The organism is Naumannella huperziae, from assembly GCF_054073625.1.
Genome location: NZ_JBSXPH010000001.1, coordinates 317,682 through 344,195, shown reverse-complemented (window position 1 = coordinate 344,195; position 26,514 = coordinate 317,682). Strand labels below are relative to the sequence as shown.

The following is a 26,514-nucleotide window of genomic DNA, read 5'->3' as shown; positions in this document are numbered from 1 at the left end:
TGGGGCCCGCACTGGGAGGTGTGACATGCCGGAGCTGCCCGAGGTGGAGTCGCTGCGCGGCTTCCTGGCCGAGAAGACCGCCGGCCGTTCGATCGCGCGCCTCGACCTCGCCGCATTCTCGGCGCTGAAGACCTATGACCCGCCGCCGGCGGCGCTGCAGGGTCTGGCGATCTCCGGGGTCAGCCGGCACGGCAAATGGCTCGACCTCGACGCCCAGGGCGTACACCTGATCTTCCACCTCGCCCGCGCGGGCTGGCTGCGCTGGTCCGACGAGCTGCCCGCCGCGCCGCCCAAGCCGGGCAAGGGGCCGCTGGCCGCGCGGGTCCGGCTCGACGACGACTCCGGCTTCGACCTGACCGAGGCCGGTACCCAGCGCAAGCTCGCCATCCACGTGGTGACCGACCCGCAACAGGTGCCCGGGATCGCCACGCTCGGCCCCGATCCGCTGGCCGACGACTTCGGGCCCGATCGCCTGCGCGAGATTCTCGACGCGGCCGGCCGCGCCCAGCTCAAGGGCGTGCTGCGCGACCAGCGCCAGCTCGCCGGCGTCGGCAATGCCTATTCCGACGAGATCCTGCACGCGGCGAGGCTGTCGCCGTTCAAGGCGGCGAGCGCGCTCACCGACGACGAGCACGATCGGCTGTACGCCGCCCTGCGTGGCGAGCTCGCCGAGGCGGTACGCCGGTCGGCCGGCCTCGCCGCCAAGGACCTGAAGGGCGAGAAGAAGTCGGGCATGCGGGTGCACGGGCGTACCGGGCAGGCGTGTGCGACCTGCGGTGACACGATCGCCGAGGTGAGCTTCGCCGACTCCTCGCTGCAGTACTGCCCGACCTGTCAGACCGGCGGCAAACCCCTGGCCGATCGGCGGATGTCACGTCTGCTGAAGTGATCATGGTCGACCCGATCATGATCGTCCGATCCCGTACACACCGATCCCTTACTCACCGATCATGGAATCGAAAGGACCCCCGATGAACCACACCGAGATCCCCGGCACCGACCCGGCCGGCGCGCAGCGGCTGATCGACGAGGGCTACCAGTTGCTCGATGTGCGTACCCAGGAGGAGTGGGACGAGGCCCACGTCGACGGCGCCACGCACATCCCGCTCGATCAGTTGGTCGAGCGCGCCGACGAGGTCGGCGACCGGGTGGTCGCGATGTGCAAGGGCGGCGGCCGGTCGGCGCGCGCCACGGCGTACCTGCGATCCGCGGGCCGCGACGTGATCAATCTCGAGGGTGGGATCACCGGCTGGGTCGAGCAGGGCCGGCCCGTTGTCGGCGCCGGCTGAGCCGGCTCAGGAATTGGCCTCGATCTCGGTCACCTGGCCGTCCCCGTCGAGGTGCACGTCGACATTGCCGCGGCCGTCGGAGATGCGTACCCCCGCCGGACCCCACTCGCCCCGCCAGGCGGGCATGCGGTTCAACAGGCTCCGGATCGCGCGCGGCGCGTCGGTGATCTGACCGGCCATCAGCCCCTCCGGGAGCGCCGCCATCAGGTCGCCGATCTCCGGCCGCGGCAGCGCAGGGCCGCCCTGCAGCAGCGTCACCACCTTCGTCTCGCCCGCCTGGGCGATGAACCACGGCACCTCGCCGATCACCTGACTGGCGATCATGGCGACCTGCCCGGCGACGGAATCCGTCTCGTCCGATCCCTCCGGGCTCGGCGAGAACTCGTCGAAGCCCACCTCGGCCCTGGTCAACGGCTCGACCCCCTGGCTCTGGCCGAAGTCGCGCAGGCGCCGGGCGAGCGCCGCCGCGGGCAGCTCGGCGAGCTCGGGCAGCGCCCAGGCCCACCGGACCGTGCGCGGCCCGGGCGCGACGGAGGCGATCAGGTGCGGGACGGCCTCGATGCTGGCGCCGTCCCCGCTGATGGTCAGCTTCGGGGCGGCAAGATCAACGTCGTGCTCCCGACGGTCGCCGAGCCGTCCGGCAATCTCGGTGCTCAGGCTGTGTTGGGCCAGCAGCCCCCACAGCGCGCCGTCATTGACGATCTGATCCAAGGTCAGCCCGGCCATCGCGATCCCCTCTCTGCGGAACCACCGCTCGCCCAACAGGCTAGCGGCTCGACGGGCGGACAGGTTGGAACGCGGCTCGCCGCGTAGTAGCGTCCACCCCAAACCCCGGGAGCTCGCGCCGATGTGGCGGGCTGAGAGGGCGGAGTGGCGGGAGATGATCACCGCCCGGTCCGCCGACCGGATGAACCTGATCGGATAATGCCGGCGCAGGAAGGACATCATGTCGAAGCTTGCCCAAGGTGGTTCTGCCACCAGTTCTCCCGTCACGCGGGCCGCGGAGGCCCCGCTCGTCCTCACTACCGAACCACCTCGCCCGCTCGGCCTGTGGAGCCAGCTCGCGATGTGGGGCAACCTCGGGGTGTCGCTCTTCGGTCCGCTCACCGGCGCCCTGGTCGCGATGACCGTCGGGTCGCTGTGGGGCGCCGTCGGCGCGATCATCGTCGGCTGCCTGATCGGGGGACTGCTGCTCGCGGGATCTGCCTGTTTCGGCGCCGTCACGGGCGCCCCGTCGATGGTCTCGCTGCGTGGCCTGCTCGGTCGCCGCGCCTCCACCGTGCCCACGGCCCTGAACATCTTCCAGAACATCGGCTGGGCCACGATGGAGATCATCGTGATCGCCACCACCGCGGCCTACATCCTCGGGCCGCAGTGGCGGTTGCCGTTCGTGATCATCGGCGGAGTGCTGGCGACGCTGATGGCGATCCGCCCGCTCGGCACCGTGCGGCTGCTGCGCAAGATCATGATCTGGTTGGTGCTGGCCTGTTCGGTCTATCTGTTCGTGCAGGTGCTGATGCAGCCGGCGACACCGATCGATGCCAGTGCCGCCTCCGGATTCTGGCCCGGTGTCGATCTTGCCGTCGCGGGCGTCGTCTCGTTCGCCCCGCTCGCCGCCGACTATGCGCGGCACTCCAGGACCAGGCTGGCCGCCGCCGGTGGGGCGGGCATCGGCTACGGGCTGGCGGCGATCGGCTACTACACGCTCGGGGTGTTCGCGGTGGTGCACCTGCCGGGTGCGGCCGACGGCGACCGGTTGATCGGCGCGCTGGTGGCCCTGCCGGCGGGCGGGATCGCGTTGGCAATCTTGATGATCGACGAGGTCGACGAGGCCTTCGCCAACATCTACTCGACCACCATGTCGGTGCAGAACCTGGTCGGCCGGGCGGACCGGCGCGTCGTCGCCGTCGGTGTCGGGCTGTTGGCGATGCTGCTGGCCGCACTGCTCGACTTCGGGCAGTACCAGTCGTTCCTCTATCTGATCGGCTCGGTCTTCGTGCCGCTGTTCTCGGTGGCGGCCGCGGACTTCTTCTGGATCAGTCGGCAGCGCTGGGACGTCTCCGACCGGGCGCCGTTCCGGTTGGCGCCGGTGCTGGCCTGGGCGTGCGGCTTCGTGGCGTACCAGTTGATCTACCCGGGCGACGTGCCCGGCTGGTCGGCACTGTGGACGAGCGTGCGGGACGCCATCGGCTTCACCGCGCCGAGCTGGCTCGGCTCCTCGGTGGGCGCCATCGTCGTCAGTATCGGGGCGATGGTGATCCTCGGCTCCCTGTCCCGGGCGCTGGCGCGCAGGTAACCGCACTTCTCCGGTCGGCGTGGGATGTTCCACCCGACCCGCGCGGGTCGGGGCCTCGCCCCGTGCTGGCGCGGCGCGCGCGGTGCGGGACGGCGCCGAGTGGAACCTGACCCGCGCTTGCCCAGCCCGCCCCGTCAGACGGGTTCGCGCTCGATCGGGCAGGACATGCACCGGGGTCCGCCGCGACCGGAACCGAGCTCGGAGCCGGCGATGGCGACGACCTCGATGCCAGACTTCTCCAGCCGGGCATTGGTTTCGGTATTGCGCTCGTACGCCACGGCGACCCGCGGCTCCAGGGCCAGGGTGTTGTTGCCGTCGTCCCACTGTTCCCGCTCGGCGGTCACCGGGTCCAGGCCGGTGTCGATCACCCGCACCTGATCGATCCCCATCGCATCGGCCGCCACCTCCAGGAACGGCCGGCGCTCACCGATCACCAGATCGTCGCCGTCGCGGGTGACCTTGAACGCCGCCAGCCGGTCGGCAACATTCGGATACATCACCACGGCATCCACGTCGACCATCGTGCAGACGGTGTCCAGATGCATGGTCGCCCGCTGCTGGTCGATCGGCACGGCGACCACGGTGTGCGCCAGCCCGGCGCCGAGCACCGTCCGGGCCAACCGCTCCGCACCCGCCGGCGTGGTCCGCTCGCCGATCCCGATCGCCAGCACGCCGTCGGCCAGCGCCAACACATCGCCGCCCTCCACATGCTCGCGATCCCAGCCGTACAAGGTCTCGTTGCCCACGAACCGCGGATGATGGTCATAGATCAACTCGGTGAGCTGGGTCTCGCGCGACCGGGCCGGCATGGCCAGCGAGGTGACCGCGGGGTTGTCGCCGATCCACACCGACGAGTCGCGGGTGAACAACAGGTTCGGCAGCGGGTCGATCAGGAAGTCATCGGGCGCCATCAGCGAGGTGACCAGCGTCCGCGTCGGGAACTCGTCATTGCGCAGGCCCGTGGTCAGCAGATGCGTCAGGTCGTCCGGGTGCTGCTCGGCCAGGTGAGCGCGCAGCAGGGTACGCAGTTGATCACCCAGTCGAAGATCGTTCAGCGTCAGGTCGATCGCCCGGGACCGGGCCAGCTCGTCGCCGAGCGTTTCGGCCAGCAGGTTCGCCAGGTACAACACCTCGACCCCGCGGTCCCGCAGCACCTGCGCGAAGGCGTCGTGCTCGGCCTGCGCCCGGTCCACCCACGGGATCGCGTCGAACAGCAGTTGGTCGTTGTTGCGCGGGGTCAGCCGCCGCAGCTCGTCGCCCGGTCGGTGCAGCAACACCGTGCGCAGCTTCCCGGTCTCGGTGCGTACGCCCAAACCCTGCCGGCCCAGACCCTGCTGGCCCGGACCCTGTTCGCCCGGGCCCGCCGCGTCGCCGGGTGCCGCAACGCCGTCGGAGGTGGAAGCTTCAGCCATGTGCCGACCATAGTGCGCCGCGCCCGACCCGGCACCGACGGCGACCGACAGCCCGGCGCCGTTCGAACGATCCGCATCGCGTCCGGCCCGCGCCGGGGTCGACTAATCTTGCCCCGATTTGCCGACCCGTCGGTGCCGCGCGATGCCCGCCGCCGAGAGATGCCGAGAGGAGGTGCCGTGGTCCACCCACGCCCGCCGGTGCCGAGCCCGGCAGCACCGCGCCCGGTCCCTCGGCCACTCGCGCTGTTGGACTGGTTCAGCGCCCCGACCAGCCCGGATCGCGCCGATCGCGGCGGCGCCGCATCGTGGACGACCAGCCCCCGGATCGCGCTGGCCGCGCTGCTGCTCGCACCGGCGATCTATCTGTGTGTCGGCTTCCTCGGCCCCTCGGTGGTGACGCTCGACCTCGGCCCGCGCAACGGCAGCCTGTTGCCGCCCTGGCACATCGCTGCCCCCGCGCCGTGGCGCAACGAGTGGCTCGTCACCGGCGCGCTGTGGGCGTCCATCGCGATCGGCGGCGGCGGGATGTGGATCGGCCTGCGGGCGCTGGCGCGCGGCTGGCTGCCGCGGCTGCGCCGCTGCTTCGGCCTCGGCGTCGCCCTGTGTCTGATCACGATCGGCGTCCCGCCGCTGACCTCGGCCGATGTGTTGATGTATGCGGCCTACGGCCGGATCGCGGTGCTCGGGATGAGCCCGTACGCCGTCACGCCGGCCGGGCTGTTCCGCACCCAGTACGACCCGATCCTCGTCTACACCGAGCGGCCCTGGCAGGACACCCCGAGCGTCTACGGCCCCATCCTGAACTGGATCCAGATCGGCGCCAACCGGCTGGGCGGCGAGACGGTGCACGACGTGGTTTTCTGGTTGCAGCTCGTCTGCATGATCTTCATGGTGATCGCCTGCACGCTCGCGGTCGGGCTGGCCCGCGGCGACCGGCGCCTGCAGGCCCGGGTGATCTGGCTGACGATCCTCAACCCGGTGATGATCTGGGCGGTGGTGGTGAGCGCGCACAACGAGGCGATCGCCATCTCCTTCGGCGTCGCCGCGTTCTGGTTCCTGCGTCGGCGGCCGTTCGTGGCCGGCGTGCTGATCGGCATCGGCTGTTCGGTCAAGGCGACGCTCGGCCTCTACGGGATCGCGATGGTCTGGGCGTACCGACGCGATCTGCCCGCGATGCTGCGGGCGATCATCGGCGCCGGCATCCCGTCCTCGATCGCCTATTTCGTCCTCGAGCCGGAGGCGCTCGGCCAGGCCGCCCGCAACAGCGGCTATCTGTCCGAGGTGAGCTGGCTCGCGCCGGTGCAGAAGCTGCTGGTCACCTTCGTCGCGGGCGAGACCAGCTACGACCTGGTCTCGCTGCTCGGCTGGCTGGGGATGATCACGCTCGCCTGGATGCTGTCCCGGGTGCTGCCGCGCCGGCGCCTGTTCGGGCTCTCCGGTGAGCTCGACCCGCGGCGCGATCCTTTGAGCGATGCGGTACGCACCGCCGTGGTGCTCACCGTCGCCTGGCTGTGCACCGCGCCCTACTCGCTGCCCTGGTACGACCTCGCGGCGTGGGTGCCGATCGCGCTCTACGGCGCCAGCCGGCTGGACGTGATCATGCTCGCCCGCGGGCTCGTGCTGAACCTGGCGTTCAATCCCGGGCGGGTGGTCGGGCAGAGCGCGCTGCTGGAGGAGGTCGTCGCCCGCGTCCGGCAGGTCGGCACGACCACCGCGATGCTCGGCGTGGTGTCGGCGATCGTCATCTGGTGGTACTACGCCTGCCGCCGGGCGGGCAGCCTGATCAGCACCCGCACCGATCCTGCGCCGCCGGCCGGCACGGCAGGCGCGGGCGAGCTCACGGCAGCTGCTGGCGAGATTCCCGGCGCAGCGGCTAGCGTCGCCACGAAGACCCGAACGGGGGAGTGATCGATGTCGACGCCGTATCGCCAGCCGGCCCGCGCCGCCGACCCGACCGGTCCCGAAACCCCCGCGTCTCCTGCCCGTGACGGCGGGAATGTCGGCTGGTACCACGACCCCCGCGGGCTCACCGGCACCTACCGCTGGTGGGACGGTGCGGAGTGGACCGACTGGCTCACCACCGAACCGGAATCCCCGCCACCGGGGCCCGCCCGGCGGACCGTGCGGCCGGACCCGCTGCTCGGGCCTCGCGCCCGGCGCGCGCTGATCGTCGGCGGGGCGGTTCTCGCGGCACTGGTGATCGGCCTCGCCGTGCTGACGGTACGCGGGGTGCAGGCGGTGCTGAACCAGCCGCCGGCGGCCGTGGCCCCGGCGGACCTCGGCGTACCCCGCATCGACGCGCCCGAGGTCGTCGCCGACTACAGCGAAATCTCCATCCACGGGATCTGGGGCGCGTCGCTGCCGTCATTCCCGTTCAACAGCGAGGGCGACTCGACCAAGGCCCGGCCGATCCCGCCGCTGATCGCGGCCGGAGCGTCCGGGATCACCTCGTCGGACTCGGCGGACAAGTACGGCGGCAGCTTCCAGGTCGGCCTGGTCGATCCGTCGGTTCCCGGCGACGACGGCGAGGAGCTCGGCCGTGCGGTCGCCGCCGCCCGGCACCAGCGGACCGTCGATGCCGCCGAACGCGTGGTGAGCACCGCCGAGCCCGTCGTCCGGCCGGGCCAGCGGGCGGGCAGCACCCTGGTCGAACAGCGCGCGGTGATGCGGTTCGCCGGGATCGAGGGCGAGTTCGAGACGGCCCAGATCGTGCAGGCCGAGGTGTGGCCGGACGGCACCCGGATCGTCTGGACGGCCACCACCATCGTGCGTATCGACCTGACCGAGGACCCGGGATTCCTCGAGATCCGCACCGCGCTCGACGAGTCGCTGGCCAGCACCCGCTGATCGGCCCGCGATACCCAGCGGGCGCGCCCGCGCGGCCCGGCTAGCCTGTCGCGGTGGCGATCGGCTATCTCGGTCCCGAGGGGACCTTCACCCACCAGGCATTGCTGACCATCCGGGACATCAGCGACCCGCAGCCCTTCGCGACCGTCGCCGAAACCATCGCGGCCGTCCGCGAGAACAGGGTCGACAGCGCGCTGGTGCCGATCGAGAACTCGGTCGAGGGCGGCGTCACCGCCACGCTGGACAACCTCGCCCGCGACAACGGCCTGGTCATCGTCGGCGAGGTCGTCCTGCCGGTCCGGTTCGGTATCTACGCCCGGCCGGGCACCGAGTTGCCGGCGGTACGCCGGGTGCTCACCCATCCCCATGCCTACGCGCAGTGCCGCGACTGGCTGGTGGCCAACCTGCCGGAGGCGGTGGTCACCGAGGGCGGCTCGACCGCCGCGGCGGCCGCCGAGGTCGCCGACCCCGACTCGGTCTTCGACGCGGCGATCTGTGCGCCGATCGCCGGCGAACGGCACGGGCTGGTCGCGCTGGCCGGCGACATCGCCGACAACCCCGATGCGGTCACCCGGTTCGTGCGGGTCGCGCCGGCCGGCGCGCTGCCCGAGCCGACCGGCGCGGACAAGACGACGCTGGTCGCCTACATGTTCGAGAACCATCCGGGCGCGCTGCTGGACATCTTGGAGCAGTTCGCCTCCCGCGGCGTCAGCCTGACCCGGCTGGAGTCGAGGCCGACCAAGCGGACCCTGGGTGACTACTGCTTCTCGATCGACGCCGAGGGTCATATCCGCGACGCCCGCCTGGGCGAGGCGATGATGGGCCTGCACCGGGTCTGCCAGCGGGTCGTCTTCCTCGGCTCCTACCCGCGCGCGGACGGGCGTACCCCCGACGTGCCGCGCGGCTCCGCCGACGGCGACTACGCCGCGGCCCGGGAGTGGCTGGACTCGCTCGACTGATCAGCCCGGTACGCGAACCGTCAACGCGCCCGGCCGGGTCCGCGCCGAGAGCCGGCGGCAGTGCCCGATGGTGTCGCCGTCGAGCTGGTACGGCTCGGGCTCTTCGGTGATCACCTCGACCGATCGGCCCCGCAGGCGGGTCAACTGGGCGTCCTCGCCTCCGCTGCGCACGACCAGCTTCGTGGCCAGCCGGGCCCAGTCGCCCAGGCTGCGCGGTGAGGCGACCAGCACCTCCAGCAGCCCGTCGTCCGGGACGGCCTCGGGGAACAGTCGGATGCCGCCCTGCAGCTCACCGACATTGCCGATCACCACCAGGCTGATCCGGCGGCGCAGCGCCAGGTGGTCGTCGATCGACACCTTGGCCTGGAACGGTTCGTTGCCGGCGGCGCGGGCGGCCGTCACGAAGTACGCCGCGGAGCCGACCGCCCGCTTCAGCTCGTCGGCCGTCTGGTCGAAGATCAACGCGTCGAAACCCATCCCCGCCATCACCGAGAACGACAGGCTCTCGGGTTGATCATCCGGGCGGACCTGCACCAGATCGATCACCCGGTTGCGCCCGTCGAAGGCGACATCGATGGCGGCGCGCTCGTCGAGCGGGATGCCGAGATTGCGCGCCAACAGATTGCCGGTGCCCGCCGGGACGATTCCCAACGGGATGCCGCTGTCGGCCAGCCCCTGGCAGACCGAACGGACGGTGCCGTCCCCGCCGGCGACGACGACCAGATCGACCTCCTTGCCGACGGCGATCTTGGCCATCCCGTGCCCCGGATCGTCGACGCTGGTCTCCAGCCACAGCGTGCGCTGGAAGTCGTGGCGCTGCAACTCGTAGCTGACATGGCGGCGGAAGGTCGCCTCGTCGGCGATCTTGCTCGGGTTGACGATCACCGCGCAGCGCCGGTGTGGGTGCGCTGGGCTGGTCACGTGCTGGCGGGGTTGGGCGAGCGCGGCCAACCCGGCGCGGGGCAGCACGCGTACCCCGGCGATCATCAGCGAGAAGGCCGCGACGGTCGCACCGAGCAGCAGGCCGCCGACCAGGTCGGAGACCCAGTTGGCCCGGACCAGCCAGCGGCTGGCGGCCATGATCAGCACCGCAGCGACACCGGCGATCTGCCAGGCGCGGACCACCGACCGGCGCTGCCGGGTGACCACGGCGGTAACGGCGACCATGATCGCCACCGTGGTCAGGGTGGCGATGTGTTCGGACGGGTAGGCGGGTCCGATCTCGGTGATCTGTGGCAGGTGCTCGTCCGGCCGCGGGCGCGAGCCGACCAGCTTCATCAGCCAGGCCAGGGCCGAGCCCGGCAGCGCGGCGACCGCCAGGGCGATGGCGACATTGCGCAGTCGTCTGCGCTGTGCCCACCACGCCAGCCCGAGCAGCAGCGCGATGAACCCGCCGGGCCAGAAGACCACCCCGAGCGCGGCCGCCACCTGTACCGCAGGGTTGGCCGGGTCCGGCACCGGAGCCAGCGTGGCCTGGTCGAGCGTCGCGACGAATCCGCCGAGGGCGACCAGCGCGGTCCAGGCGACCAACAGCGCCACGGCGATCCCGGAGAAGCAGATCGCATACATCGAGGGGCGGCCGAGGGGACGCCGCCTCGGGCGGTCGGGGATAGCCATGACAAGTCGATTCTGGCACGCGACCCGGCGGCTAGGCTGTTCGCCGTGATCGATCCCAGACTGCTCCGCACCGACCCCGAGGCCGTCCGCGAGTCGCAGCGGCGGCGGGGCTCCTCTGTCGAGGTGGTCGACGAGCTGCTTGCCGCGGACGCGGCCCGACGGTCGGCGATCGCGGCCTTCGAGGAGCTGCGGGCCGAGCAGAAGTCGCTCGGCAAGGAGGTTGCCCGCGCCGACGGCGAGCGCAAGCAGCAACTGCTCGACCGGACCAGGGAACTTGCCACCGAGGTCAAACAGCGCCAGGCCGACAGCGAGGCCGCCTCGGCCCGCTTCGACGCGCTGCTCGCGGGCGTGGGCAATATCGTCGCCGACGGGGTGCCCGAGGGCGGTGAGGACGACTATGTCGTCCTGGAGTCGGTGGGTACGCCGCGCGACTTCGCCGCCGAAGGCTTCGAGCCGCGCGACCACCTGGAGCTGGGCGAGTTGCTGGGCGCGATCGACATCGAGCGCGGGTCGAAGGTCTCGGGATCGCGGTTCTACTTCCTCACCGGCGTCGGCGCCCAGCTCGAACTGGCGTTGATCAATCTGGCCATGAACAAGGCCCTGGAGTGGGGCTTCACGCCGATCCTGCCGCCCGCGCTGGTCAAGCCCGCGGCGATGGAGGGCACGGGCTTCCTCGGTCAGGCGGCCGACGACGTCTACCACCTGGAGCGCGACGACCTCTATCTGGTCGGCACCGCCGAGGTGCCGCTGGCGGCCTATCACTCCGAGGAGATCCTCGACCCGGAGACGCTGCCGCGCCGCTACGCGGGCTACAGCCCGAGCTTTCGGCGCGAGGCCGGCTCCTACGGCAAGGACACCAGGGGAATCTTCCGGGTGCACTGGTTCGACAAGGTCGAGATGTTCGTGCACACCGATCCGGCCGACGCCGATGCCGAGCATCGGCGGTTGCTGGGGTATGAGAAGGAGTTCATCGAGCTGCTCGAGCTGCCCTACCAGACGCTCGAGCTGGCCGGCGGTGATCTTGGTCTGAGCGCGGCGCGCAAGTTCGACTGCTACGCCTGGCTGCCCAGCCAGGACCGCTACCGGGAGATCACCTCGACCTCGAACTGCACCGACTTCCAGGCCCGCCGGCTGGGCATCCGCGGCCGGTTCGCCGACGGCATCGCGCCCGTCGCGACGCTGAACGGCACCCTGGTCGCCGTGCCGCGGGTGATCATCGCCCTGCTCGAGAACCACCAGCAGGCCGATGGTTCCGTCCGGGTGCCCGCGGCACTGCGCCCCTATCTCGGCGGCCGCGACCTGTTGACCCCCGTCCGGTGATGGTGCAGTCGCGGGCCGAGGATGCGGCGTGGCGCCCGAAGCTAGTGGCGCTGGACATCGATGGAACACTCGTCGATCACGAGGGTGTGCTGCCGCCGGACGTCCACGCCGCCGTCCGTCGGGTGGTCGACGCGGGCGTGCCGGTCGTGCTGGCCACCGGACGTAGCTGGCACAGCACACAGCCGATCTTCGACGCGCTGGGTCTGCCGGACGGGTACGCCGTCTGCTCCAACGGCGCGGTCGTGGTCTCCTATCCGCCGGCCGAGATCATCCGGCAGGTCACCTTCGATCCGGCGCGGGTGATCGACAAGGTCTCCGAACTCGCGCCCGGCGCGCTGATCGCCGCCGAGGTGATCGGCCGCGGATACCGGGTGAGCGCGGACTTCCCCGACGGGGACCTGCACGGCGAGATGATCCCGGCGAGCATCGCCGAACTGCGCGGCGAGCCGGTGACCCGGGTGATCATCCGCGACCCCTACGCCGATGATCAACAGTTCATCGCGCTGGCCGAGCGGCTCGGCCTGCACGGGGTGTCCTATTTCATCGGGTACAGCGCGTGGCTGGACATCGCCCCCGAGGGGGTGGACAAGGCCAGCGGTCTCACCGACGTCTGCCACCGGCTCGGCGTCGATCCCGCCGATGTGCTCGCCCTCGGCGACGGCCGCAACGACATCGAGATGCTCGAGTGGGCCGGCCGAGGGGTCGCGATGGCCGAGGCCCCCGAAGAGGTCCGGACCGCTGCCGACGCCGTCACCGGAGGATTCGCCGACGGCGGCACCCCCGCGGAGCTGGGCCGCTGGTTCTGATCCGGCGGTTCAGGCGGCGCCGATGCCGGCATGCCGCGGCGTGCTCGCCGCCTGCAGCACCTCACCGCGGGTCGGGACGGTCTGCTTCGGCTTCAGGTCCTGGCCGCGCCGATGGCGGCGCAGGTGGCGCTTCACGGTCGACAGCGAGCAGTCGAGTCGACGCGCCAGCATCTCCAGCGATTCGTGCGGATTGGCCTGGCGCAGGCGTACCACCTCGTCGTGGTCGATCCGGCGGCCGCTGCGGAAGACGCCCGCCATCGTGTCCAGATCCTCGGCCTCGACGGTGACGTCCAACTGGCGGCGGATCATCCGTCGCTCCATCTCGGTGGTGCCGGCGACGAAGCCCGCCACATCGTGCTTGACGACGGCGTCATAGAGGCAGTCCCGGCGGAGCGGGCAGGCGGCGCAGACGGCGCGGGCCTCGTTCACCAGCACCGAGTACTCGCGACGTACCGACTGCGGAGCGCTGCTGGTCGGCGGCTCCTCCACGAGCGGGTGCTGGAAAAGCTCCGGGCGCGAGGCGCAACCCTGCGGGTGGCGGCCCGCGCCGAGGTCGTCCGGATCGGCGATCGGTGCGGTACGAAACGTGTTCACGAGGTTTCCCCCCAACGTGATTCCATGCGGTCATGGCATGCGACGCGACGGCTACGGGGAACGGTTCCCGAACCACCGGAATCGGCCTGGGGGGCGCCGACCTGCCGGGAACCTAGCCGAACGGACCGATCAGCCGCCAGCACAGCGGCAGAAGATTTGTTGAGAATTTGCCGAGCCGGAGCGCGCCCGGCCGTGCTACCTCAGAGATACATGCCGTCGGTGCCGCCGGCCGGCCGCTGCGGCGCCTGCGGCTGGCCGGGCTGCGGTCCGCCCGGCAGGGTCCGGCGCATCTGCTCCAATTGCGCCCGGGCCGCCATCTGCTGGGCGACCAACGCGGTCTGGATGCCCTGGAACAGCCCCTCCAGCCAACCGACGAGCTGGGCCTTGGCGATCCGCAACTCGTCGTTGGACGGCGTCTCGTCGGCGGTGAAGGGCTCGGTGATCCGCTCCAGCTCGGCGGCCAGATCCTCCGACAGCCCCGACTTGAGCTCGTCGATGCTGGCGCCGTAGACCTCGCGCAGCCGCTCCCGGCTCGGGTCGTCGAGCGGCGTGGAGCGTACCTCCTCCAGCAGCGCGCGGATCATGTTGCCGATCCGCATCACCTTCGCGGGCTCCTCGACCTGATCGGTCACCGACGGCTCCTCGCCCTCGGTCCCGGGAGCCCGCTCCACGGCCATCCCCTGCGGGCCGACGATGAAGCCGCGACCGTCGCCGGTCGCACCGGCGATGACCTGCGGTTGGCCCTCGCCGGCGGCGCCACCGGCGGGCTGCTGGTCGGCCTGGGGCTGCTGCGGATCCGGCTGCTGGGTCATGACGCCACCATACGACGATGTCGGATCGGGCCGGCCGGGCGCCGGTTCACACGGTGAGAACGATCTTGCCGGTATTCGCCCCCGACTCGAGCAGTTCGTGCGCGCGGGCGGCCTCCGGCATGGGGATCCGGGTCTCGTTGGGTACGCGGATGGCGCCGTCGGCATACAGCGGCCAGACGTCGTCGGCGACCGCGGCGCAGATCGCGGACTTCTGGTCCACCGGCCGCGAACGCAACGAGGCCGCGATCACCGCTCCGCGCTTGCGGAGCAGGGCATTCAGGTCCAGCTCGGCCTTCGACCCGCCCTGCAGCCCGATGATCGCGATCCGCCCGTCGTGGGCCATCGCCCCGAGATTGGCCGACAGGTACTTCGCGCCGATCACGTCCAGGATCACGTCGGCGCCGTCGCCTCCGGTGGCCTCGGCCACCCCGGCGACCCAGTCGTCGTGATAGTCCAGCGCGTGAGTGGCGCCGAGCTCGCGGCAGTACGCGAGTTTGTCGGCATTGCCGGCCGTGGTGATCACCTCGGTGCCGACCGCGCGGCCGTACTGGATCGCGAACGAGCCGATGCCACCCGCACCGCCGTGCACGAGGAAGACGTCGCCGCTGTCCAGCCCGGCGAGCTCGGTCATCGACAGCACGGTCGCGGCCACCTCGATCAGACCACCGGCGCTGACCGGGTCGACGCCCTCGGGCGGGGCCACCACCTGGCCCTGCGGGACGGCGACGTACTCGGCGTACCCGCCGCCGGCGAGCAGCGCGACACACGGGTCGCCGACCTCCCACTCGTCGGCGTCCGGGCCGAGCGCGGCGATCTCACCGGCGCATTCCAGGCCGAGGATGTCCGGCGCGCCGGGCGGCGGCGGATAGGCGCCCTGACGCTGCAGCAGGTCGGCGCGGTTCACCCCGGCCGAGCGGATCTTGATCAACACCTCGTCACCGGTGGGCTCGGGTGTCGGCACCTGCGACCAGGTGAGAACCGACGGGGGACCGGGCTCGGACTGCGTCACCGCGTACATGTCCGCCAGCCTAGGCCCCGCTAGGATGATGGCGCCCTCGGGGAATCCCGGGGCCGGGCGAGGTCGCATAGTGGACTAGTGCAGCCGCCTTGAAAGCGGCCGAGCGGGAGACCGTTCCGTGGGTTCGAATCCCACCCTCGCCGCCGCCCTCGACCAGGAGCCAGCCCGTGACCGATGCGCCGCAGCGCCCGCCCGCCGATTCCGGTGAGCGCCGTCCGCCGACCGAGCATGTGCTCACCTCGCCGCCGCCGACCCGGGCCTATGCCATCGCCGCGGGCTGTGCCGTGCTCGGCGCCGTGCTGCTGGTCGCCGGCAGTTCGGGGGGATGGCCGATCGGGGTGGTCGCCCTCGGCGGTGTCGTGCTGGCGTTCGGCATCGTCCTGGCGCTCGCCGCGCTGATCCTGGTACGCCGGTCCCGCGCGAGTTTCGCCTTCGATGCCGACGGTTACCGGATCACCGGACCGGGCGGGACGGTGGCGGGCCGCTGGGACCGGACGCGGCAGGTCACGATGTCCGCGGGCGGGCACCGGATCGGCCTGCTCGGCGAGCCGGATCGGCATGTGTTGTCACCGGCGCCGGCCAGCGACCCCCGGGCCCGCGCGATGCTCGCCGACCTGAAGGAGCGCCTGGACGCCGACCGCGGCTATCGCCCGCTGGCCTGAGCGCGCCTCAGCGGCCGGTCGTGTAGTAGGGCTGCGACTCCGCGGCCGCCTTCGGGTCGAACTCGCAGCTCGAGGCGAGATCCTGGCTGCGCTCCTTGGGCGCCGCGCTGGGCTGCCCGCCTCCGTCGCCGCCGTCCGTGGACGGCGCGGTCGACGGCTCCTCGGACTCCTCGGGCTGCGGTTCGGTGGTGCCGCCTCCGCCGGGCGGCGCGGGCTCGCCGCCCGGCGGGGCCGGCTCCTGCTTCTTGGGCGCGGCCTGCTCGGTTTCCTTGATCGACTCCTGGACGCGCTGGCGCAGCGCATCGAAGTCGGGATCGGCGGTGCTCAGGGAGTCGTCGCCGTCGAAGGCGGCGAGGCTGCGTACCTTCGCGTCCTTCACCCGCAGCGACAGGTCGACCATCGCGGGCAGCATCTCCTGGGGGATGTCGGTCTCGACCATGCTCGCCGACGCGCTCGCGATCGCCTCGTAGCGCTGCAGGACGTTGATCGGATTCGCCTGCTGGATGATCGCATTCACCGAGCAGCGCTGCCGGATGTTGCGCTGGTAGTCGTCCTGACCGTAACGGCCGCGGGCGAACCAGAGCGCCTGGAAACCGTCCAGATGCTGGTTGGGACCGGGATTGAGCTGGTCCTCCGGCGGGATGCCACGGTCGGTGTTGCCGCCGATCGGGACGTGCCGGTTGATATTGACCGTGATCCCGCCGAGCGAATCGATCAGCTTGCGATAGCCCCGGAAGTTGACCATCACGTAGTAGTCGACCGGAAGGCCGGTCGCCTCGCCGATGCCGAGCTTGAGGACATCGGCACCAAGATCATCGGTCTTGCCCAGGATGTCGGCCGGCACCTCCTGTGGCACGTTGTAGTAGATCGCGTTGGCCATCCCCTCGGCCTCGTCGTAGCTGCTGGTGTAGCCGTCGGGGTAGTACCGCGCGAGTGGGGAATCGGCCGGGAACGGGATGTGCATCGTCTGCCGCGGGATGCTGACCAGGACCGTGTCGCCCGTGCGGGTGTCGATGCTGGCGAGCATCATCGTGTCGGTGCGGATGTTGCCCTTGTCGCCGCCGTAGGCATCGTCGGCGCCGATCAACAACACATTGACCCGGGGCTTGTCCTGGAAGGGATTGTCGCCACCGAGATCGGGTCGCGTCCCGGACTGGGAATCGTCGGTCGTGCGGAAGACCTGGCTGACCAGACCGAACTGGTCGTAGGAGTAGCGGCCGGCGACCGCCAGCGGCGCCGCCACGGCGAAGGCCAGCCCGCCGACGAGTACCGAACTGATCACCCGCTGGAGCGTGGTCAACACCGCGGGCCGGGTGTCGAGATGGGTACGCACGATCACCGCGACCCAGACCAGGGCCACCAGCGGCAGACCGATCGCCGCGATGATCAACGGCGCCGGCCGGACCGCGAGCTGCAGCAGGCTGCGGCGATCGACGGCGGCCCAGATCAGCAGCGAGGCGATCCCGATGGCGAACAGGGCGAGCAGGGCGATGCCCAGCCTGCGGTGACGGCGACCGGCGATCAGTCCCGAACCGGGCAGCAGGCTGCCGACAACGGTCCAGAACGTGCTCTGCCCGAAACCGAACCGACGCCCGCGCTGACCGACCGGGCGCGCGCGCTGGGGTCGCGGGGTGCTCGCGTTGGTCATCTCGTCCTGTTCGTGGTCGGGTGCGTCGGCGTGGCGGCTCGCCAAGGGCCTCGGTCATGATATGCGGCCGCCGGGGCGTAGAGATCGGCCCGTGGTAGCACCTCGGCTGAGGCGCTGGTCACATCCGATCGCCGGAGCCAGTGGTCGGGTCCGCCTGCGAATCGCCCGCCGGCCGGGCCCGGTCGGTCCGGCGCCGGACCAGCACGACGGCGCCGGTCCCGACCAGGGCGAGCAGGATCGCGCCGGCGAGCGGCACCTCCGGCCGCTGCCAGAACGGAACGGCCCGGTGCACGCTCGGCGCCCAGCCGCGGACGGCGTCGACCGTCGGCCGGACCGCGGGCTCCAGCAGCTCGGCATAGCCGAGGTGGATCGGCTGGGCCCGGTCCACCTCGTCCTGCAGCGGCGCCTGGGCGAAGACGATCCGGCCGAGGCCCGGGCCGGAGTCGCAGATCAGGTCGCCTGCCCGGCAGACCTGGGTGATCCGCCCGGCGATCACCGGATCGATCGCCAGCCCGCGGCTGCGCAGCACCCGCTCGGCCAGGGCCGCGTCGAGCGGGCCCTCGGACAACTCGACCACCGCCCGCAGGGCGCCGCCGAGACCGCCTGCGTCGTCGGGTTGGCGCGCACCGGCGATCCGTGCCCGGATGTAGTGCAGGCTCGTTGACAGCCCCATCGCGTCCGGGCGTGCGTCGCCGGCCAGGTTCGTGCCCTGGGAGGCGGGGCCGTTGGCCGGGTTGCCGAGCAACACGGCGCCCAGCAGGCGGTCGTCGGCGTCCTCGCGTACCGCACGATCGGCGAGCGCCTCGGTCACCACCTGCGCGCCCTGGGAGAATCCCGCGATCACCCAGCGCTCGCCCGGGCAGCGCCGGCCGGAGTCGGCGAGCAGGTCGATCAGGTCGCCGCGGCCCGCGCGCACCGAGTCGAAGAACTGCGTCGGGGGCATCTCGGGATCGAACAGCAGCCGGTCGGCGCCGGTCGCGCCGAGGGTCTCCGGGGAGACCGCGGGATAGTCGAGGAAGACCTCGCGGACCAGCAGCGAGGCATCGCCCGGGGCATCGGAGGTACGCCGGGCCAGCTCGTCGCGGACGGCGGTCACGGTCGGTCCGTAGGGCGCCGGCTCCGCCGACCCGCGTACCCCGACGAAGAGCAGGTCGGCGCAGGCCTGGGCGGTGGCGGTGCTGGCGGCGATCGGCGGCCCGGACCAGGTCATCGTGGCGCGCGCCGGGGAGGCGAGCACGGGCAGCGTGCAGAGCGCGAGCGCCAGCGAGGCGAGGAGGCGGCGGGCCGGCCGGATGATCACGTGCCCCGACGATATATCGGTGCCGGGCACCGGGAGCCGCGGTGGGCCCGGGCATCGGGGCCCGGAAGACGAAAACCCGCCCCGGTCGGCCCGGGGCGGGTCTGCGCGGAGGCGGCGGGATTTGAACCCGCGAGAGGGTTGAAGCCCTCAACCCGCTTAGCAGGCGGGCGCCATAGACCGGACTAGGCGACGCCTCCAACGCGCGTACCGCGTCAAGCGAACCCTACCGATTCCGGCGGCGGCTCGCCAAAACGCGGCCCGGGTCATTCCGTGGGGGAACGACCCGGGCCGCGTCGGCGATGCGTGCTCAGGAGAGCTGGCTGCGCAGCTTGTCCAGCTCGCCGCGGATCGGCGCCGGGACGCGCTCGAGGAAGTCGAACCACTCCTCGATCAGGGGCAGCTCGGCCTTCCATTCCTCGACATCGACCTTGGTCGCCGCCGCGACCTGTTCCTCGCCGACCGACAGGCCCTCGACGTCGAGGCCGTCCGGGGTGGGCACCGCGCCGGCGGGGGTGTCGATCGCGTCGGCCTTGCCCTCCAGGCGCTCGGTGATCCACTTCAGCACGCGGGAGTTCTCGCCGAAGCCCGGCCAGATGAACTTGCCGTTGTCGTCCTTGCGGAACCAGTTGACGTAGAAGATCGCGGGCAACTTGGGGTCGTCGTGCTGCTCGCCGATGGTCAGCCAGTGGTTCAGGTAGTCGGCGGCGTGGTAGCCCATGAACGGCAGCATCGCCATCGGGTCGCGGCGGACCACGCCGACCTTGCCGGTGGCCGCGGCGGTCGTCTCCGACGAGCAGGTCGCGCCCATGAACACGCCGTGCGTCCAGTCGCGGGCCTGGGCGACCAGCGGCACGGTGCTGGCGCGGCGGCCGCCGAACAGGATCGCGTCGATCGGTACGCCGTCGGGGGTGTTGTACTCCGGCGCCAGCGTCGGGGTCTGCTCGATCGGGGTGCAGAACCGGCTGTTCGGGTGGGCGGCCGGCGTCTCGGAATCCGGGGTCCAGGAATTGCCCCGCCAGTCGGTCAGGTGGTCCGGCCGGTGCTCGGTCATTCCCTCCCACCAGATGTCGCCGTGATCGGTCAGCGCGACATTGGTGAAGATCGTGTTGCCCTTCTCCAGGGTGCGCATGGCATTCGGGTTGGTCTTCCAGCCGGTGCCGGGCGCGACGCCGAAGAAGCCGAACTCGGGGTTCGTGGCATACAGGCGACCGTCGGCACCGAAGCGCATCCAGGCGATGTCATCGCCCAGCGTCTCCACCTTCCAGCCCGGCAGGCTCGGCTCCAGCATCGCGAGATTGGTCTTGCCGGTGGCGCTCGGGAAGGCGCCGGCGATGTGGAAGACTTTGCCCTCGGGGTTGGTCAGCTTGATGATCAACATGTGCTCGGCCATCCAGCCCTCGTCGCGGGCCATCGCCGAGGCGATCCGCAGCGAGTAGCACTTCTTGCCCAGCAGCGAGTTCCCGCCGTAGCCCGATCCGTAGCTCCAGATTGCGCGCTCCTCGGGGAAGTGGACGATGTACTTGGTGGTGTTGCACGGCCACTCGACGTCTTCCTGGCCGGGCTCGAGCGGGGCGCCGACGGAGTGCAGGCAGGGCACGAAGTCGCGCTCGGTGCCGCCCTCGGTCAGCGCGGCCAGCGGGCCGGCGCCCATCCGCGTCATCACGCCCATGGACAACACGACGTAGGGGGAGTCGGTGATCTCGACGCCGAACTTCGGGTCCTCGGCGTCCAGCGGGCCCATGCAGAACGGGACGACGTACATGGTGCGTCCGCGCATCGAGCCGTCGAACAACTCGGTCAGCTCGGCCTTCATCTCGGCGGGTTCGCGCCAGTTGTTGGTCGGGCCGGCATCCTCCTCGCGGGCCGAGCAGATGAAGGTCCGATCCTCGACCCGGGCGACATCGTCGGGGTCGGTGCGGGCGTAGAAGGAGTTCGGGCGGGTCTCCTCGGACAGGCGTACCAGCGTGCCGGCCTCGACCATCTGGGCGGTCAGGCGGGCAAACTCCTCCGCGCTGCCGTCGCACCACACCACGGCGTCCGGCTTGGTCAGCTCGGCCACCTCGCGCACCCAGGCCAGTAGGCCCTTGTGAGTGGTCGGCGCGGGGGTGGTCGGCGCGGCTTCCGTCAGCGGGTCGGCGGTCGCTGTCATATCGGCTCCTCCAGGGCTTCGGCCCGTCATTGGGGTGGGTGAACGATGTCGGGGGTGGTCCGTCGGCAACCTTGTGTGTGTACCAGTGGACAAGTGGCATTGAGGGTAGCCCACCACACTCACTGGTATTACACATTTCAGACCACATTTCTGCTGTGAAGATCGTCACGTGGCCCACGTCACTCCCGCAGTTACGCGGAAAATCGGATGTCTGGAGCACTTCGATGCGCGGGCCTGGGTGCGGGCGCATCGTGCGTCAACTGGTACGAACCAGTGAGGGAATCGGGGCTGCTCGGATCGCCCGCCTGATTTGGCGGGCCGCGGGCGCGCCGGTACAGTGTCTTCCCGGTCGTCGACCGATCCTGCGCTCGTAGCTTAATGGATAGAGCATCTGACTACGGATCAGAAGGTTGGGGGTTCGAGTCCCTCCGAGCGCGCAGCAGAACCCCGAGCCCACCCGGCCCGGGGTTCGTTGCGTTTCCGGGGCGGCATCCTGGGCGCGCGCGCCGAGTTGCCATCTGACTGATCAGTCGCAAAGGTCTGTATGTACCCCGAGCGATACGCAGCGCGACAGCCGCGCGAACCAGCAGAGAGCGATGAGATGAGCATCCGAACAGACTCCGAAGAAACAGCACCGACCGAGACCGGTACGCCGGCGGGCCCGAGCGGCGACCGGATCCGCGAAGAGGTCGTCCCGAAGGGCAACCGGCCGTACTGGCCGGTCTTCATCCCGGCGGCGGTGATCATCGGACTGTTCGTGATCATCGCCGCGGTCGGCGGCGGTCCGTTCAGCGAGTGGATCACCAACCTGAACAGCTATGTCACCAATGGCATCGGCTGGTACTACGTGTTGATCGTCACCTGCTTCGTGATCTTCTCCGTCGTGGTGGCGGTGTCCCCGCTCGGCCGGATCAAGCTCGGCAAGGACGACGAGGAGCCGGCGTACGGCACGCTCAGTTGGATCGCCATGCTGTTCGCTGCCGGGATGGGCATCGGCCTGGTCTTCTGGGGCGCGGCCGAACCGTTGAATCACCTCGCCTCCCCGCGACCCGACCTGGCCGGGGCGGCGCCGGGGGCCCTGGCGCAGCAGGCGCTCACCCAGACCTTCCTGCACTGGGGTGTGCATGCGTGGGCCATCTATGCGGTGGTCGGCCTCGGTGTCGCGTACGCCGTGCACCGGCGCGGCCGTCCGGTCTCGATCCGCTGGGCGCTCGAGCCGCTGCTCGGTACCCGGGTGGTGAAGGGATTCTGGGGCCACGTGATTGACGTCGCCGCCATCGTCGGCACGCTGTTCGGCGTCGCCAGCTCGCTGGGTCTCGGCGTGGCGCAGATCGCCGCCGGCCTCGCCCACATCGGCCTGCTGCCCGACAGCGAGATCGTGCAGCTCGTGCTGGTTGTCGGGATCACCGCGCTCGCGACGCTGTCGGTGCTGTCCGGGCTGGACAAGGGCATCAAGTGGCTGTCCAACATCAACATGGTCCTGGCCGCGGCGCTCGTGCTCGTCGTGCTGGCCGTCGGCCCGACGCTGTTCGTGCTGCGCGAGATGGTGCAGACGATCGGGCTCTACATCCAGCAGTTCATCGGGCTGTCCTTCGCGACGCTGCCCTACCAGGGCACGAACGGCGAGGAGTGGCTCGGCGGTTGGACCACCTACTACTGGGGCTGGTGGATGGCCTGGGCACCGTTCGTCGGCGTGTTCATCGCGCGCATCTCGCGGGGGCGTACCGTCCGCCAGTTCGTGGTCGGCGTGCTGCTCGTGCCGACCCTGATGACCGCGCTGTGGTTCTCGGTGATCGGTGGCACCGCGCTCTGGCAGGAGGTCGCCGGCGGCGGCGGGCTGATCATCGACGGCGCGGTCTCCACCAACACCGCACTGTTCGACATGCTGTCCCGACTGCCCGGCGGGGCGCTGCTCAGCGGCCTCGCGATCTTGCTGGTGATGATCTTCTTCGTCACCAGCTCCGACTCCGGATCGTTCGTGGTGGACATGATCAGCCACGGCGGCGACGAGAACCCGCCGGTCTGGTCGCGGGTGTTCTGGGCGGCCATGGAAGGCGCGATCGCGCTGGTGCTGCTGTGGGCCGGCTACCGCGCCGGTACCGAGGGCCTGGGGCTGTCCTCGCTGCAGGCGATGACGATCATCGCGGCCGCGCCGTTCTCGGTGGTGATGATCGGCATCTGCATCAGCCTGTGGAAGGCGCTCAGTCGTGATCTTGCCCAGCGTCGCCGGATCGAGGAGAACGTCTTCCGCCGCGAGGTGACGCTTGAGGTTGCCGAGGCGCTCGCCGAGGATGACGCCGATCCCGCACCGACCCGGACCGGGTCGCGCGCCGTGCCGCGGAACGGCTGACCGGCAGACCGTCGGGAGATCAGGCGCCCGGCGGCGGGATCTTCGTCGCCGGGTCGCCGTCGATCGCCGCAACCAGTTGCGGTGTGAGGCGCTGCAGCACGTACGGGATGCTCAGTGGGGTGACGAAGCTGAACGCGATGTCGTAGTCGGCCGGCTTCGGCTCGATGAAGAGCCCGCGGCCCTGCTTGGCGGTGTCGGTTTTGGCCCACACGCCGCCCGTCTGCTGCGCCACCTGGTCCGGCGTCGCGGTCCAGATCGCAACGTCCACGCCGTTCAGGTCCGTGGTCCGCTCCGGGCTCAGCGCCCAGCCGAACCGATCGGACTTGCCCTGCAGCAGCTTCTCGGGGAACGCGAAGCCGAGCTCCCGCAACATCTGGGAGCGGGGATCGTCGGGGCCGTAGACATACATGCCCTCCCAGGCCGACAAGACGGCCCCGGACCTGCCGGCGAACCCGTTCGCCGCGGCCGCCTCGGCGAGCTGCCGCTTGACGCCGTCCACCAGCTCGCGCGCCGCCGCCTCCTTGCCGATCGCCCGGCCGATGGTGATCGCCGCGACGTCCCAGGGGGCCCCGTAGTCGGGGACGTTTCCGGGCTGCACCACCGTCGGTGCGAGCGCCGAGAGCTTCTCGTAGTCGGCCTGCTGAACGCCGGCGTACTGGCCGAGGATCAGATCCGGGGCGAGCGAGGCGATCCGCTCGAACTCGATCTCCTCGCCGCTCAGCACCTCCGGCAGGGGCGCGTCGCCCAGCTTGTCCAGCGCCCACGGGTAGATCCGCCCCGGGGTGTCGTCTGCGTACCAGTCGGTCACCGCGACCGGCACCTTGCCCAGGGCGAGCATGGTGTCCTGGTCGGTCAGCCCGACCAGCACCACCCGCTGCGGCTCCCGCTCGATCGTCGTCGAGCCGAACTTGTGCTCGATCGTGACCGGGAAGCCCGCGCCCGCGGGACCGGCCGCGGGCTGTTGGTCCGCCGGGGCCCCGCCGGTGGAGCAGGCCGCGAGCGCCGGTGCGGCGGCGAGCACGGACAGTCCGGTCAGGAAGGTGCGGCGGGTGGTCGGCATGCAGGCTCCTCGTAGAGAACGTTCGGTGGGGTCGCAACACGGCCGGCGCGCGCGATGAAGGAGAGCCTAACCTAGATCAGTCCGGAAGCAATTCGAGATCGGGGTCGTCCTCGGCGAAGGTACGCACCGGGCCGGGGCCGGTCAGCGCGGTTTCGAACCGGACGGTGACCCGCCCCAGCCCCGCTCCCCAGACCCAGCCGTCGCCGTGCTCACGGTGCCGGACGTCGGCACCCGGGCGCAGGCTCGGCGCGCGGCGCGGTTCCGGGTCGGCCCAGTCGGTCTGCTGCGTCGCCTCCGGCTCGGCGCCCGCGGTCGGCGTACCGAGGTCGAAAAGCTCCTCCTGCGCGGACTCGGAGAATCCACTGACGCCCACCCCGAGCAGCCGCACGCCGTCGGCCAGATCGAGCCCGTCGAGCAGCGCGTGCGCCTGGCCGATGATCACCTCCGCACGGTCGGTCGCGCCCCGCAGGGTACGCGCGCGGGTCACGGTGGAGAAGTCGGGGCGGCGTACCTTGATCGCCACCGTGCGGGCGAACAACCCCTGCTCGCCCACCCGGCGGGCGACCAGCCGGGCATGTCGCTCGGCGATCCGGCGCAGCTCGGCCCGGTCGGCGATGTCGGTCTCGAAGGTGTCCTCGACCGAGATCGACTTCGACTCGCGTTCGGGATCGACCGCGCGATCGTCGCGGGCGAAGGCGAGGTGGTGCAGGCCGGTGCCGTGGGCCTGGCCGAGCTCACGGTTCAGCTCGGCGAGGGATCGCTGCTGGAGATCGGCGACCGTGAGTACGCCCAGGCGCGCCAGCTTGTCGCGGGTCACCGGGCCGACGCCGGGAATCACGCCGACGGCGAGCGGCGCGATGGTCTCGACCTCGGTTCCGGGCTCGACCAGATGGCACCCGTCGGGCTTGCCGAGCTCGGTGGCGAGCTTGGCGATGAATCTGGAGCTGCCGATCCCGAGCGAGGCGACGATGCCGCCCGTGGCCTCGCGGACCCGCTGTTTGAGTTCGATGCCGAATCTCGTCAGCGCCGGCGGGGCGAACTCCGGCGGGTCGGCGCCGGCGGCGAGATCGACGAAGGCCTCGTCCAGCGACAGCGGCTCGACCAGCGGCGAGATCTCGCGCAGGATGCCCATCACGATCGCGCTGGTCGCGCGGTACTTGCCGAAGCGGCCCGACAGGAATGCCGCATTGGGCGCGAGCCGGCGGGCCTCGTGCATCGGCATTGCCGAGTGCACGCCGAAGACCCGGGCCTCATACGACGCCGTCGACACCACGCCGCGCCGGCCCAGCCCGCCGACGATCACCGGCTTGCCGCGCAGCGACGGCTTGTCGCGCTGCTCGACCGAGGCGAAGAAGGCATCAAGATCAAGGTGCATGATCGAGGCCTCCGAACGCATGTTCCCATCCTGCACCCTCGCCGCCGCCACGGGCGGGCGGCGGTAGCGTGGCGCGGGTGAACGATGCGCAGGGACGGCAGAATCTCGACGAAGCGGCGTGGCGGAAGGTCGAGGGATTCGACTTCACCGACATCACCTACCACCGGGCGGTCGACGTCCCGGCCGTGCGGATCGCATTCGATCGTCCGGAGGTGCGCAACGCGTTCCGCCCGCACACCGTGGACGAGCTCTACCGCGCACTTGATCATGCTCGGATGAGCTCCGATGTCGGCTGCGTGCTGCTCACCGGCAACGGGCCGTCGCCGCGGGACCAGGGCTGGGCGTTCTGCAGCGGCGGTGATCAACGGATCCGCGGTCGGTCGGGATACCAGTACGCCGACGGCCAGACCGCGGACACGGTCGACGCCGGTCGGCTCGGGCGGTTGCACATCCTGGAGGTGCAGCGGTTGATCAGGTTCATGCCGAAGCCCGTGATCGCGCTGGTCAATGGTTGGGCCGCCGGCGGCGGGCACAGCCTGCATGTGGTGTGCGATCTCACCCTGGCCAGCCGGGAACACGCGCGCTTCAAGCAGACCGATGCCGACGTCGGCTCCTTCGATGCGGGGTTCGGGTCGGCGTACCTCGCCCGGCAGGTGGGGCAGAAGTTCGCCCGGGAGATCTTCTTCCTCGGCGATGTCTACGATGCCGACGCCGCGCACCGGATGGGCATGGTGAACGCGGTGGTCGACCATGATCAACTCGAGGCGACCGGGCTGGACTGGGCGCGCAAGATCTGCGGCAAGAGCCCGACCGCCCAGCGGATGCTGAAGTTCGCCTTCAACGCCATCGATGACGGGCTGATCGGCCAGCAGGTGTTCGCCGGGGAGACGACGCGGTTGGCGTACATGACCGACGAGGCCGTCGAGGGGCGCGACGCCTTCCTGGAGAAGCGCGACCCCGACTGGTCGAGATTCCCCTGGTACTACTGATCCGACGCGTT

The 26,514-nt window shown here is 70.9% G+C and carries 22 protein-coding genes and 3 tRNA genes; 13 read left to right on the top strand and 12 right to left on the bottom strand.

What is annotated here, in order from left to right:
- Positions 1-25: 25 nt before the first annotated feature.
- Entirely contained in the window at positions 26-889 is an 864-nt protein-coding gene (locus ACXDC7_RS01655; RefSeq protein ID WP_179445123.1) for an Fpg/Nei family DNA glycosylase, read from the top strand.
- Positions 890-971: 82 nt separating this feature from the next.
- On the top strand, positions 972-1,289 hold the full coding sequence (locus ACXDC7_RS01650; protein ID WP_179445124.1) for a rhodanese-like domain-containing protein: 318 nt from the start codon (positions 972-974) through the stop codon (positions 1,287-1,289).
- Positions 1,290-1,295: 6 nt separating this feature from the next.
- Here the strand turns inward: ACXDC7_RS01650 and ACXDC7_RS01645 are convergent, their stop codons facing one another.
- Complete coding sequence (locus ACXDC7_RS01645) at positions 1,296-2,015, bottom strand: DUF6882 domain-containing protein (protein ID WP_459220962.1); 720 nt, start codon at positions 2,013-2,015, stop codon at positions 1,296-1,298.
- 220 nt (positions 2,016-2,235) lie between these two features.
- Here ACXDC7_RS01645 and ACXDC7_RS01640 point away from each other — a divergent pair, with 220 nt between their 5' ends.
- On the top strand, positions 2,236-3,585 hold the full coding sequence (locus ACXDC7_RS01640) for a purine-cytosine permease family protein (protein ID WP_179445126.1): 1,350 nt from the start codon (positions 2,236-2,238) through the stop codon (positions 3,583-3,585).
- A gap of 134 nt (positions 3,586-3,719) precedes the next feature.
- Here the strand turns inward: ACXDC7_RS01640 and ACXDC7_RS01635 are convergent, their stop codons facing one another.
- Positions 3,720-4,997: an arginine deiminase gene (locus ACXDC7_RS01635; protein ID WP_459220961.1), complete on the bottom strand. Its 1,278-nt coding sequence runs from the start codon at positions 4,995-4,997 to the stop codon at positions 3,720-3,722.
- Between the two features lie 177 nt (positions 4,998-5,174).
- Here ACXDC7_RS01635 and mptB point away from each other — a divergent pair, with 177 nt between their 5' ends.
- The 3 genes from mptB to pheA are packed head-to-tail and all read left to right on the top strand — an operon-like array spanning position 5,175 to position 8,803.
- Positions 5,175-6,905 carry a polyprenol phosphomannose-dependent alpha 1,6 mannosyltransferase MptB gene (gene mptB / locus ACXDC7_RS01630; protein ID WP_459220960.1) on the top strand — a complete coding sequence of 577 codons (1,731 nt, stop codon included), beginning with the start codon at positions 5,175-5,177 and terminating at the stop codon, positions 6,903-6,905.
- Between the two features lie 3 nt (positions 6,906-6,908).
- On the top strand, positions 6,909-7,844 hold the full coding sequence (locus ACXDC7_RS01625) for a DUF2510 domain-containing protein (RefSeq protein ID WP_459220959.1): 936 nt from the start codon (positions 6,909-6,911) through the stop codon (positions 7,842-7,844).
- A 53-nt stretch (positions 7,845-7,897) separates the two neighbouring features.
- A complete protein-coding gene (gene pheA / locus ACXDC7_RS01620) occupies positions 7,898-8,803 on the top strand; it encodes a prephenate dehydratase (RefSeq protein ID WP_459220958.1) in 906 nt (301 codons plus the stop codon).
- On the opposite strand, the gene ACXDC7_RS01615 is transcribed toward pheA, so the two are convergent.
- Complete coding sequence (locus tag ACXDC7_RS01615; protein ID WP_459220957.1) at positions 8,804-10,420, bottom strand: bifunctional phosphatase PAP2/diacylglycerol kinase family protein; 1,617 nt, start codon at positions 10,418-10,420, stop codon at positions 8,804-8,806.
- Between the two features lie 45 nt (positions 10,421-10,465).
- Between ACXDC7_RS01615 and serS the strand changes: the two genes are divergently transcribed.
- Entirely contained in the window at positions 10,466-11,740 is a 1,275-nt protein-coding gene (serS, locus tag ACXDC7_RS01610) for a serine--tRNA ligase (protein ID WP_459220956.1), read from the top strand.
- The gene (locus tag ACXDC7_RS01605) at positions 11,740-12,546 is read left to right on the top strand and encodes an HAD family hydrolase (protein WP_459220955.1); all 807 of its coding nucleotides are present in this window, start codon (positions 11,740-11,742) and stop codon (positions 12,544-12,546) included. The genes serS and ACXDC7_RS01605 overlap by 1 nt, the downstream gene beginning before the upstream one ends.
- A gap of 9 nt (positions 12,547-12,555) precedes the next feature.
- On the opposite strand, the gene ACXDC7_RS01600 is transcribed toward ACXDC7_RS01605, so the two are convergent.
- The 3 genes from ACXDC7_RS01600 to ACXDC7_RS01590 all read right to left on the bottom strand — a co-directional run bounded on the left by ACXDC7_RS01600 (position 12,556) and on the right by ACXDC7_RS01590 (position 14,970).
- On the bottom strand, positions 12,556-13,140 hold the full coding sequence (locus ACXDC7_RS01600; protein WP_459220954.1) for a WhiB family transcriptional regulator: 585 nt from the start codon (positions 13,138-13,140) through the stop codon (positions 12,556-12,558).
- 200 nt (positions 13,141-13,340) lie between these two features.
- Entirely contained in the window at positions 13,341-13,952 is a 612-nt protein-coding gene (locus tag ACXDC7_RS01595) for a bacterial proteasome activator family protein (protein ID WP_179445132.1), read from the bottom strand.
- A 46-nt stretch (positions 13,953-13,998) separates the two neighbouring features.
- Positions 13,999-14,970 carry an NAD(P)H-quinone oxidoreductase gene (locus ACXDC7_RS01590; protein ID WP_459220953.1) on the bottom strand — a complete coding sequence of 324 codons (972 nt, stop codon included), beginning with the start codon at positions 14,968-14,970 and terminating at the stop codon, positions 13,999-14,001.
- Positions 14,971-15,026: 56 nt separating this feature from the next.
- Here ACXDC7_RS01590 and ACXDC7_RS01585 point away from each other — a divergent pair.
- Together ACXDC7_RS01585 and ACXDC7_RS01580 are read left to right on the top strand one after the other, a co-directional pair.
- Positions 15,027-15,113: transfer RNA gene (locus ACXDC7_RS01585), tRNA-Ser, on the top strand.
- A gap of 24 nt (positions 15,114-15,137) precedes the next feature.
- Positions 15,138-15,632, top strand: a complete 495-nt coding sequence (locus tag ACXDC7_RS01580) for a hypothetical protein (protein ID WP_459220952.1) — start codon at positions 15,138-15,140, stop codon at positions 15,630-15,632.
- 7 nt (positions 15,633-15,639) lie between these two features.
- On the opposite strand, the gene ACXDC7_RS01575 is transcribed toward ACXDC7_RS01580, so the two are convergent.
- The 4 genes from ACXDC7_RS01575 to ACXDC7_RS01560 all read right to left on the bottom strand — a co-directional run bounded on the left by ACXDC7_RS01575 (position 15,640) and on the right by ACXDC7_RS01560 (position 20,729).
- Positions 15,640-17,325 (bottom strand): LCP family glycopolymer transferase, encoded by a 1,686-nt coding sequence (locus ACXDC7_RS01575; protein ID WP_459220951.1) that lies wholly within the window; start codon positions 17,323-17,325, stop codon positions 15,640-15,642.
- Between the two features lie 73 nt (positions 17,326-17,398).
- Complete coding sequence (locus ACXDC7_RS01570; protein WP_459220950.1) at positions 17,399-18,580, bottom strand: cutinase family protein; 1,182 nt, start codon at positions 18,578-18,580, stop codon at positions 17,399-17,401.
- 106 nt (positions 18,581-18,686) lie between these two features.
- A tRNA-Ser gene (locus tag ACXDC7_RS01565) sits at positions 18,687-18,777 on the bottom strand.
- 110 nt (positions 18,778-18,887) lie between these two features.
- On the bottom strand, positions 18,888-20,729 hold the full coding sequence (locus ACXDC7_RS01560) for a phosphoenolpyruvate carboxykinase (GTP) (RefSeq protein ID WP_459220949.1): 1,842 nt from the start codon (positions 20,727-20,729) through the stop codon (positions 18,888-18,890).
- Between the two features lie 364 nt (positions 20,730-21,093).
- Here ACXDC7_RS01560 and ACXDC7_RS01555 point away from each other — a divergent pair.
- Together ACXDC7_RS01555 and ACXDC7_RS01550 are read left to right on the top strand one after the other, a co-directional pair.
- Positions 21,094-21,166, top strand: a tRNA-Arg gene (locus ACXDC7_RS01555).
- 164 nt (positions 21,167-21,330) lie between these two features.
- Positions 21,331-23,079, top strand: coding sequence for a BCCT family transporter (locus ACXDC7_RS01550; protein WP_179445138.1), 1,749 nt, complete (start codon positions 21,331-21,333; stop codon positions 23,077-23,079).
- A gap of 19 nt (positions 23,080-23,098) precedes the next feature.
- Here ACXDC7_RS01550 and ACXDC7_RS01545 read toward each other — a convergent pair whose 3' ends face one another.
- Both ACXDC7_RS01545 and ACXDC7_RS01540 read right to left on the bottom strand, forming a co-directional pair.
- Complete coding sequence (locus tag ACXDC7_RS01545; protein ID WP_459220948.1) at positions 23,099-24,139, bottom strand: ABC transporter substrate-binding protein; 1,041 nt, start codon at positions 24,137-24,139, stop codon at positions 23,099-23,101.
- A 76-nt stretch (positions 24,140-24,215) separates the two neighbouring features.
- Positions 24,216-25,535 carry a DNA polymerase IV gene (locus ACXDC7_RS01540; RefSeq protein WP_459220947.1) on the bottom strand — a complete coding sequence of 440 codons (1,320 nt, stop codon included), beginning with the start codon at positions 25,533-25,535 and terminating at the stop codon, positions 24,216-24,218.
- A 56-nt stretch (positions 25,536-25,591) separates the two neighbouring features.
- On the opposite strand from ACXDC7_RS01540, the gene ACXDC7_RS01535 reads away from it, so the two are divergent.
- Positions 25,592-26,503 carry a 1,4-dihydroxy-2-naphthoyl-CoA synthase gene (locus tag ACXDC7_RS01535; RefSeq protein ID WP_459220946.1) on the top strand — a complete coding sequence of 304 codons (912 nt, stop codon included), beginning with the start codon at positions 25,592-25,594 and terminating at the stop codon, positions 26,501-26,503.
- Positions 26,504-26,514 lie beyond the last annotated feature (11 nt).